At 70.8% G+C, this 7,880-nt stretch carries 8 protein-coding genes and 2 pseudogenes; 4 read left to right on the forward strand and 6 right to left on the reverse strand.

The genetic code is table 11. The features are described 5' to 3' along the window. Positions 1–289: 289 nt before the first annotated feature. Positions 290–379 (forward strand): annotated as a pseudogene (locus AC08ON_RS01270) (hypothetical protein); the annotation flags it as partial. A gap of 46 nt (positions 380–425) precedes the next feature. Beyond that, complete coding sequence (locus tag AC08ON_RS01275) at positions 426–2,174, forward strand: lantibiotic dehydratase (protein WP_476606068.1); 1,749 nt, start codon at positions 426–428, stop codon at positions 2,172–2,174. Between the two features lies 1 nt (position 2,175). Here AC08ON_RS01275 and AC08ON_RS01280 read toward each other — a convergent pair whose 3' ends face one another. After that, positions 2,176–2,595, reverse strand: a complete 420-nt coding sequence (locus AC08ON_RS01280) for a hypothetical protein (protein ID WP_476606069.1) — start codon at positions 2,593–2,595, stop codon at positions 2,176–2,178. A gap of 37 nt (positions 2,596–2,632) precedes the next feature. Here AC08ON_RS01280 and AC08ON_RS01285 point away from each other — a divergent pair, with 37 nt between their 5' ends. After that, positions 2,633–3,439, forward strand: a complete 807-nt coding sequence (locus AC08ON_RS01285; protein ID WP_476606070.1) for a lanthionine synthetase C family protein — start codon at positions 2,633–2,635, stop codon at positions 3,437–3,439. Continuing rightward, positions 3,436–4,650 (forward strand): methyltransferase, FxLD system, encoded by a 1,215-nt coding sequence (fxlM, locus tag AC08ON_RS01290; RefSeq protein ID WP_476606071.1) that lies wholly within the window; start codon positions 3,436–3,438, stop codon positions 4,648–4,650. The genes AC08ON_RS01285 and fxlM overlap by 4 nt, the downstream gene beginning before the upstream one ends. Positions 4,651–4,931: 281 nt before the next feature. Here the strand turns inward: fxlM and pspM are convergent, their stop codons facing one another. The 5 genes and pseudogenes from pspM to AC08ON_RS01315 all read right to left on the reverse strand — a co-directional run. Next, a complete protein-coding gene (gene pspM / locus AC08ON_RS01295; RefSeq protein ID WP_476606072.1) occupies positions 4,932–5,690 on the reverse strand; it encodes a phage shock envelope stress response protein PspM in 759 nt (252 codons plus the stop codon). Between the two features lie 19 nt (positions 5,691–5,709). Beyond that, entirely contained in the window at positions 5,710–6,531 is an 822-nt protein-coding gene (locus AC08ON_RS01300; RefSeq protein ID WP_476606073.1) for a PspA/IM30 family protein, read from the reverse strand. Between the two features lie 48 nt (positions 6,532–6,579). Next, positions 6,580–6,774, reverse strand: coding sequence for a hypothetical protein (locus tag AC08ON_RS01305; protein ID WP_023840200.1), 195 nt, complete (start codon positions 6,772–6,774; stop codon positions 6,580–6,582). A gap of 178 nt (positions 6,775–6,952) precedes the next feature. Further along, positions 6,953–7,420 carry a Dps family protein gene (locus AC08ON_RS01310; RefSeq protein WP_011437912.1) on the reverse strand — a complete coding sequence of 156 codons (468 nt, stop codon included), beginning with the start codon at positions 7,418–7,420 and terminating at the stop codon, positions 6,953–6,955. Positions 7,421–7,693: 273 nt separating this feature from the next. Next, positions 7,694–7,880, reverse strand: a pseudogene (locus AC08ON_RS01315) (helix-turn-helix domain-containing protein); the annotation flags it as partial.

The raw sequence follows: 7,880 nt of genomic DNA on the forward strand, positions 1-7,880 counted from the left end.
GGGTACACGAAGGAACTGGGCGGAACGTCTCGACGACCTACCCGATGGCGCTACCCGGTCTGGTACACGACGCCTGATACACGACACGAGGTACGACAGCCCGTCCCCGCTGTCGGGTGTCATCGAAGATTTAGTATGACATCCTATTTTCGGCCTAGATTTCAATAGGAAGCCAAACGTTTTAGTAGCTGACCCGGTTTGGTGACGGCACGGCACGGCGCGGTGCAGGCCCGGAGCGGGAGCCGTTCAGGTGCGACTGCGTGGGTATCCGGTGGGGTATCGCGGGAGCGTGCTGCCCACGCCGCCACCGGGGATCTCCGAACGCGACGAGCGGCTGCTGGTGCTGGCCTGGCAGGCGATGGCCGACGGCACCCGCGAGATCATCCTGACCGACGACGTGATCGGCGAGCTGACCGGCGAAACGTTTGACGACCGGTACATCCCCGCCGCACGTAGAGTTGTCCGCCCGCATCCACGCCGCCACCACCCAAGCACTGGATCGGGGCGACTTCCTGCTCACCGTCGCGCCCGCCTGCTCCGCCGGCACCCTCACCAGCCGGTTCACCCCGACGGCCACCGGGTCCGGCCCGGCGCGGGCGTACCGGGCACTGCCCGCCGCCACCGCCGGGGCGCTGCGGGTGCAGATGTCCTTCGGGCCGCTGTACCCGCACGCGGAGAACGCCTGCCGCGTCCCGGCCTACCTCGACCACGTGCTCCCGCTGGGCGAACACCGCCAGCCCGGCGACGACAGCCTGCTCACGATGGACGACCTGGCCATCACCGCGACCCGCGACCGGCTGCACCTGGTCAGCATCTCGCGTCGTCAAGTGGTTGAGCCGCAGGTGTTCCACGCGCTCGCACTGGACGAACAGCCCCCGCCGCTGGCCCGGTTCCTGGCGCACCTGCCACGGGCGTTATCCGCCGCCTGGTACCAGTTCGATTGGGGACCGCGCGTCCGGCTGCCGTTCCTGCCACGGGTGCGCTACCGGCGCACCGTCCTGTCCCCGGCCCAGTGGCGGCTTGCCCCCGACGACCTCCCACCCGGCCAGGCCGGTCCCGGCCAGTGGAGGCAGGTACTCGACCGGTGGCGGCGCCGCTGGGACTGCCCTGACGTGGTCGAGCTCCGCGACGCGGACCGCACGCTGCGCCTCACCCTCAACGAGCCCGCCCACGCCACCCTCCTGCACGCCCACCTCAAACGGCACGGCCAGGCGATCCTGTACGCGGCCACCCCGGCGGCCGACTACGGGTGGATCGACGGCCACGCCCACGAAATCGCGCTGCCCCTGGTCACCACCTGCCCCGCTGAACCCGGCCCGCTGCACGGCCTCCCACCCGTCGTGACGAACACACACGGGCACCTGCCCGGCGCCCCGGACGCCACCTGGCTCTCGGCGAAGCTGTTCACCCATCCCGAACGGATCGGCGAGATCGTCGCCGAGGCGCTTCCCGGCCTGCTGGCCACGCTCGACACACCCGCGGCCTGCTGGCTGCGATACCGCAGCCGACAGGAGACGGACCACCTGCGCCTGCGGCTGCGCACTACCCCCGACTGTTACGCGCAGTACTCGAACGCGGTCGGGGAGTGGGCGCAGCGGATGCGCCAAGCAGGACTGGCCGGGCGGCTGGTGATCGACACCTACTCCCCGGAAATCGGCCGCTACGGGCACGGCGAGGCACTGGACGCCGCGGAGAACGTCTTCGCCGCCGACTCCGCCACCATGGCCGCCCTGCTGCGGCACCAGCCCACCACCGAGGTCGACCTCGGGCTGGTGGTGGCGAACATGGTAGGCATCGTCAGCGGGTTCTTCGGCGATCCCAACGAGGCGATGGACTGGCTGGCCGCCCGCCCGGCCCCGGCTGCCGCTGCGGCCCTCGACCGGGCGGTGGCCGAGCGAGCGACCCGGCTCGTCACCGACCCGGCCGGGCTGTGGTCGCTGTCCGGCTGGACCGTCGACATCGGGCCGGCGTGGGACAACCGCGCCGACGCGCTGGCCAGCTACCACAAGGCGCTGCCACCGGAGGCGAACACCGACGTGGTGCTGGAGTCGCTGCTGCACATGCACCACAACCGGGCCGTCGGCATCAACCGGGACAGCGAACGCACCTGCTGCCGCCTGGCCCGGCAAGCCGCGCTCACCTGGCGAGCCCGCCGTAGCGGTGGTGCCCGGTGACCTACACCGACCCGTACACGCCACCGCCCGAGCACCATCCCGCACCCGGCTGGGTCAATCCCTGGCAGACGGGGCCGCCGGGCTGGCGCTGCTGCACATCGCCTATGCCCGCGCCGGGATCGGCGACTGGGCCACCGCCCACCAATAGGTCAAGGCTATGACCGCCGAACCCGTGGCCGCGGACACGGGCGCCGGCCTGTACCGGGGCGCCCCGGCGGTCGCGTTCGTGCTGCGCACCGCCGGCCAGCCCGTCTACACCGGCGTACTGCACACCCTCGACGAGCACATCGCCGCGATCACTTGCACCCGCCTGGAGGCAGCGCACGAGCGGATCGACCGCGGCGAACTGCCCGCGCTGCGGGAGTTCGACCTGATCAACGGGCTGACCGGACTCGGCGTCTGCCTGCTTCAGGCCATCCACGCCGACCCACGCCGACCCGCGCCACCCCGGCGGCGACTTGCTACGCGACGTACTGACCTACCTGGTCCGGCTGACCGGCCGGACCACCGTCGACGGGGCCACACTGCCCGGCTGGTGGACCGCGAATGGGCCGTCCGACCAGCCCGACCCTTGGTGGCCCGGCGGCCACGCCAACCTCGGCATGGCGCACGGCATCGCGGGACCGCTGGCGCTGCTGTCCTCCGCCATGATCGGCGGCATCACCGTGCCCGGACAGGCCGACGCGATCGGACTCACCGACTGGTTCCTCAACTCCTGGCGCTGCGGCTCGGTGATCAGCCCCTGGTGGCCCGGCATGATCTCCGCCCGCGCATGGGTCAACGCCGCCGCCGACCAGCCGGGTCCGCAACGCCTGTCCTGGTGCTACGGCGCCCCCGGCCTGGCCCGCGCCCGCCACCTGACCGCCCAGGCACTGGACACCCCGAACAGGGTGGCCGACGCCAAGGCCACGCTCGTCGCGTGTCTCACCGACGAGGCTCAACTCGCCCAACTCGGCGACGACTCGCTGTGCCACGGCTGGGCCGGGCTGGTGCACGTCTCCCGCCGGATGCTCGCCGACACCGAACCCGGCGGCGAATTCGCCGAGGTCCTGTCCCGGTTGGAACACCGCTGGCGTCACCGCCGCACCCAGGCGGCCCGAAAACTATCGGAGGTGAGGGGGATGCTGGAAGGCGACGCCGGAATCGCGCTCACCGATCTGCCGCCGGGCACCGGATGGGACGCCTGCCTGCTCACCGTCCCGCCCGCGGCCGGACCAACGCACTCGCCCGTATCCGCAAGTACACACACGGAAGGAACCGGATGACCAACGCCACCAGCACCCGCCCCGAGGACCTGCGCGAGCAGATGATCAGCAACATCCGCACCGCTGGTCACCTGCGCTCCGAGCGCATCGAGCAGGCGTTTCGGGCCGTTCCCCGGCACCGGTTCGTTCCCGCAGCCTCGGTCGAGGAGGCGTACGCCAACAAGGCGATCACCATCAGGCCCGGCGCAGACCGGCCCGCCAGTTGCATCTCCGTGCCGACCGTGGTGGCGATGATGCTCGGTCAGCTCGACCCGCAGCCCGGCGACCGCGTGCTGGAGATCGGGGCCGGGACCGGATACAACGCCGCCCTGCTCGCCGGACTCGTCGGCGACGGCGGCAGTGTCACCACCATCGACATCCACCCCGACGTTACCGACCACGCCCGCCGCACCCTGGCCGAGACCAGCTACGACCGAGTGCGGGTGGTCACCGGCGACGGCGCCATCGGCGACGCGGACCACGCCCCCTACGACAAGATCATCGTTACGGTCGGGCCGTGGGACCTGCCCCCGGCCTGGTTCGACCAACTCGCCCCCGGCGGTATGCTCATGGTCCCGCTGCACTGGCGGGGCCAGGCCCGCAGTGTCGCCTTCGCCCGTCAGGACACCCATCTCCGGGCGGAAAGCAGCCAGCTCTGCGGGTTCATTCCCATGATCGGTATCGTGTCGACCGGCGAGCAGACCGGCACGATCACTGACAACGTGGAGCTGTACTGGGATGCCGACCAGAACATCGCCCCGGCCGCCCTGCACGAGGTGTTCACTGGACCCGAGACCACCGCGTGGTCCGGCGCCTCCGTCGTCGCCAACGAGCCGTTTGACCACATCTGGCTGTGGCTGACCGCCACCTCACCCGGCACCTGCCGCATCGCAGCCGAAGACGAGGCCATCGAGTCCGGGATCTGCCGCCCCGCGTTCACCTACCGCACCCCCGCGATCGTCGAGGGCGACTCCCTGGCGTACCTCACCAAGCCCCGCCCCGTCGACCATCCCGGCCCGGACGGCGAACGCCGCTACGAACTCGGCGCCACCGGCCACGGCCCCGCCGCCGCCCAGCTCGCCAAGCGGCTGGTCGAGCAGATTCGCCGCTTCGACCGCGACCGCACCGCCCAGCCCGTCATCACCGCCTATCCTGCCGGAACGGCCGACGGGACCCTGCCCACCGGCGTGGTTATCGACAAGCGCCACGTCCGCATGGTCGCCACGCCCTGACCGGTCACCGCGCCGACGGCCCCCAGCATCGAGAACGTGGTGACCACGTCTGGCTGACCACGTCTGGCTGAGCAGCCTCCTGAATCGCGGATTCGTCTGAACCCCGCACCAGTTACGACTGCACCGGAGTCCGCGCCGAATACGGCGGTCCGCACTGTCAACACCTCAGCGGCCGCTGTCTGGACACCTTCATCACCAGATTTCCCTGTCCAGCTCAGCGCAGGTCCTTACTGAAATCTTCGCTGGCAACCGACACCCGGGATCACCGTCGACATCCGCGATCAACCGGAAATTTCACGCAGTGCGGCAGCGTAGCCACGCAGAGCCTCGATCTGCTGGGTCAGTCGGGCCAGGTCCGGCGAAGACGCGACCACCGTGCCCACGACCTCGCTGGCCGCTGCCAGCAGGTCGTCCAGAGTGGCCACCGACGCCGACATTTCGGCCACCAGGTCCTTCCTCGTCGCCAGGATCTCGGCTCGTCGAGCGGGATGCGTCACCGCTCGGGCCGCCCTTTCACACGCGACGACCCGCATGGCGGTGACCCGCAGCCCGTCCACCAGATCGGCGGCGCCGGCCACGGCCGCCCGCACCGGGCCGCGGGCGGCACCGGGAGCAAGCGTCCGGGCCATCGCGACGAGCGCCGCCAGACCCGCCTCGCCACGGCGCAACGGCTCGGCGGCCGCCGAGTGCCGCAACGCCCAGGGAGGCGGAGCGGGAGCGCTCGGCAGGGCGAACCCGCGGTCCTCCCGCCGGATCACGGCCGTCTCCCAGCCGGCGAGACCCGCCCTGATGACCGCCGCACCGCCCACGACCAGCCAACCCCAGCCGTCCACGACGGCGGCGACCGGCGTCACCGCGGCCACGGCGATCCATCCGAAGGCGGTCACCGCCGCCCGACGACGCGCCCACCGGACGCCACGCCCGGCGCGCCGTTCGGTCCGCAGCAACGACCGGCGTTCGACATCGGCACGCACCCAGTCCGGCAACGCCGGCCGCAGTGCCCCGCCCGGCGCCCCGTCCCAACCCGGCCAGCCGGTCACGGCCGGTCCGCCTTCCGACTCACGGCGTCCCACCGCCGGTGGGCTTGGCTGCGGAATCGGGCGACGCCGCGGAACCAGGCGACGCCGCGGAACCAGGCGCGCCAGCGGGAAGCTGGCCCCCGGCCGCCATGTCACCGCGCAACTCGGCGAGGCGGGAGGAGGCCCGGGCGTCCATGGTCGCGCGCCGCACCTCGATCATCCGCGCCTCCATCCCCTGGGAGGCGAGCTCGTGGCGCCCGAGAGCGACCGCGTAGCGCTGCTCGACCTTGTCGCGGATCTCCCCGAGGGTGGGCGTGTCCCCCGCCGGGGCGAGCGAGGACATCCCCTCCATCGCCTTGGTCATCTGCTCCTGCATGGCGGCGTGCTCGATCTGTGTCAGCAGGCGGGCACGCTCGGCGAGATGGCGTTGCATCCGCACGGTGTTGTCCTCGACCGCGGTTCGGGCCTGCTGGGCGGACGCGGCGGCCTGGCGGTGCAGGTTCTTCAGGTCCTCCAGCGATGCTTCCGCCGAGACCAGCTGGCTGGCGAATGCCTGGGCCGTCTCCTCGTACCCAGCCGCGGTGACCAGGTCGCCGGCCGCTCGCGCGTTGTCAGCCAGCAGCAACGAGGAGCGGGCGGACTCGGTGAGGTTCGCGACCTCGTCCACCTGGCGTGCCATGCGCATCTCCAGCTGACGCTGGTTACCCACGACGAGCGCCGCCTGCTGGACCAGCGCCTCGTGCTGCTGCCGGGCCTCCATGATGGCCTGGTCGATCTGCACCCGCGGGTCAGCCTTCTCATCGAACTTCCGGTTCGCCGAGGCCGACAGATAGCGGTAGATCTTGCGGACGACATTCGCCATACATCGATCGTCGCACGCCGGAGCCGCGGCGGTTACCCCGCGGCGGACTCAGACGGGCGGCTGCAGCGCCGTGCGGCCGCGTCCCGCGCAGACCAGACACGTCCGGCAGGCCGGCACAAAGCCGCCGCGCATGGTGGCGAAGACCACCAGCAGCTCGCCCAATCCGTTGCAGCTCTTGCACACCTGGACCAGCCGGCACTCCGACCAGCCGTCGTCGTCCTCCGGCCACGCGGGGGTATTCACGTGATCTTCTTTCCCTGCGGGCCATGCCCGGGAGTCCGCCCGGGAACGACGATCGACACCAACCTGCGCCACGAGAACTATCTCGGGAGAGTCGCGGAGGGGTCCGCCATCCGCCACCAGACAACCCTTTTCGGGGGAGGGCCCTTTCGGGGAGGGCAAACCGCCCCCGGCGCGGGACTCACACCATCGCCTGGAACATCCAGTGCTGCTCCTCCAGGTCGTGGACGATCTCGATGATCAGGTTCTGGGTGACCGGGTCGGCCTTCTCGGTCGCGTCCATGCGGGTACGCATCCTCGTGACCACCCCGGCGAGGACCTCGGTTGTCTGCCGGATCACCTTCTCATCCGGGATGTACCCCACCTCCACTCCCGGCAGGTGGGTGCTTCGGGCGACCGTCGAGGACTGACCGTCCGGGTTGACCCCGATCGCGACGGCACGTTCGGCGGTGGCGTCCGCGTAACGACGCGCCAGATCGACAACCTCGTCGAGTTGGCGATGCACACTACGGAAGGTGCGCCCGGTGACGTTCCAGTGCAGCTGCTTGGCGGACAGGGACAGGTCGATCAGGTCGATCAACGTGCCCTGGAGGGCCTCACCGGTGACACTTCGTGCCCCGTCGGACAGCGGGCTGCGGATGGCACTCATACTCGACCTCTCTCACGCCGGAGACATCTGCTCCCTGCGGCGTGCCCCGTGAAGAGATCCGTATGCGACCAGAACACCCGACGTCCAGAACACCCCGACGTCCAGCACAGCCCGACGTCCAGCACAGCCCGACATCGCGAACGAGACACACATCGAGACCTACCTCATCGGGACCTACATCATGAACGGAGCGCACGTCATGAACGGAGCAGACCCCCAACGTGAACGGGACAGCCGACGTGGCAGGGCACCGGAAGACGCCGGACGCGCAACTCAGGCCGCCCGGTCGACGACCGCGGCGCGGGCGGGAACCACCACGGTGGGCGCGCCGACCCGCGCGGCCACCGCCAGTTCGGCGAGTTCGAGATCCTCACTCACCTCGCGCAGCAGGTCCGCGAGCCGTACTCCCAGTGCGTCACAGATGGCGGCGAGCAACTCGGAGCTGGCCTCCTTCTGCCCA

The organism is Frankia sp. CoWAU3, assembly GCF_977971855.1.

What these genes read in the sequence shown, in the direction of transcription:
- fxlM (WP_476606071.1), top strand. Translation starts at nt 3,436, where the DNA reads ATGACCAACGCCACCAGCACCCGCCCCGAGGACCTGCGCGAGCAGATG.
- AC08ON_RS01300 (WP_476606073.1), bottom strand. Translation starts at nt 6,531, where the DNA reads ATGGCGAATGTCGTCCGCAAGATCTACCGCTATCTGTCGGCCTCGGCG.
- AC08ON_RS01310 (WP_011437912.1), bottom strand. Translation starts at nt 7,420, where the DNA reads ATGAGTGCCATCCGCAGCCCGCTGTCCGACGGGGCACGAAGTGTCACC.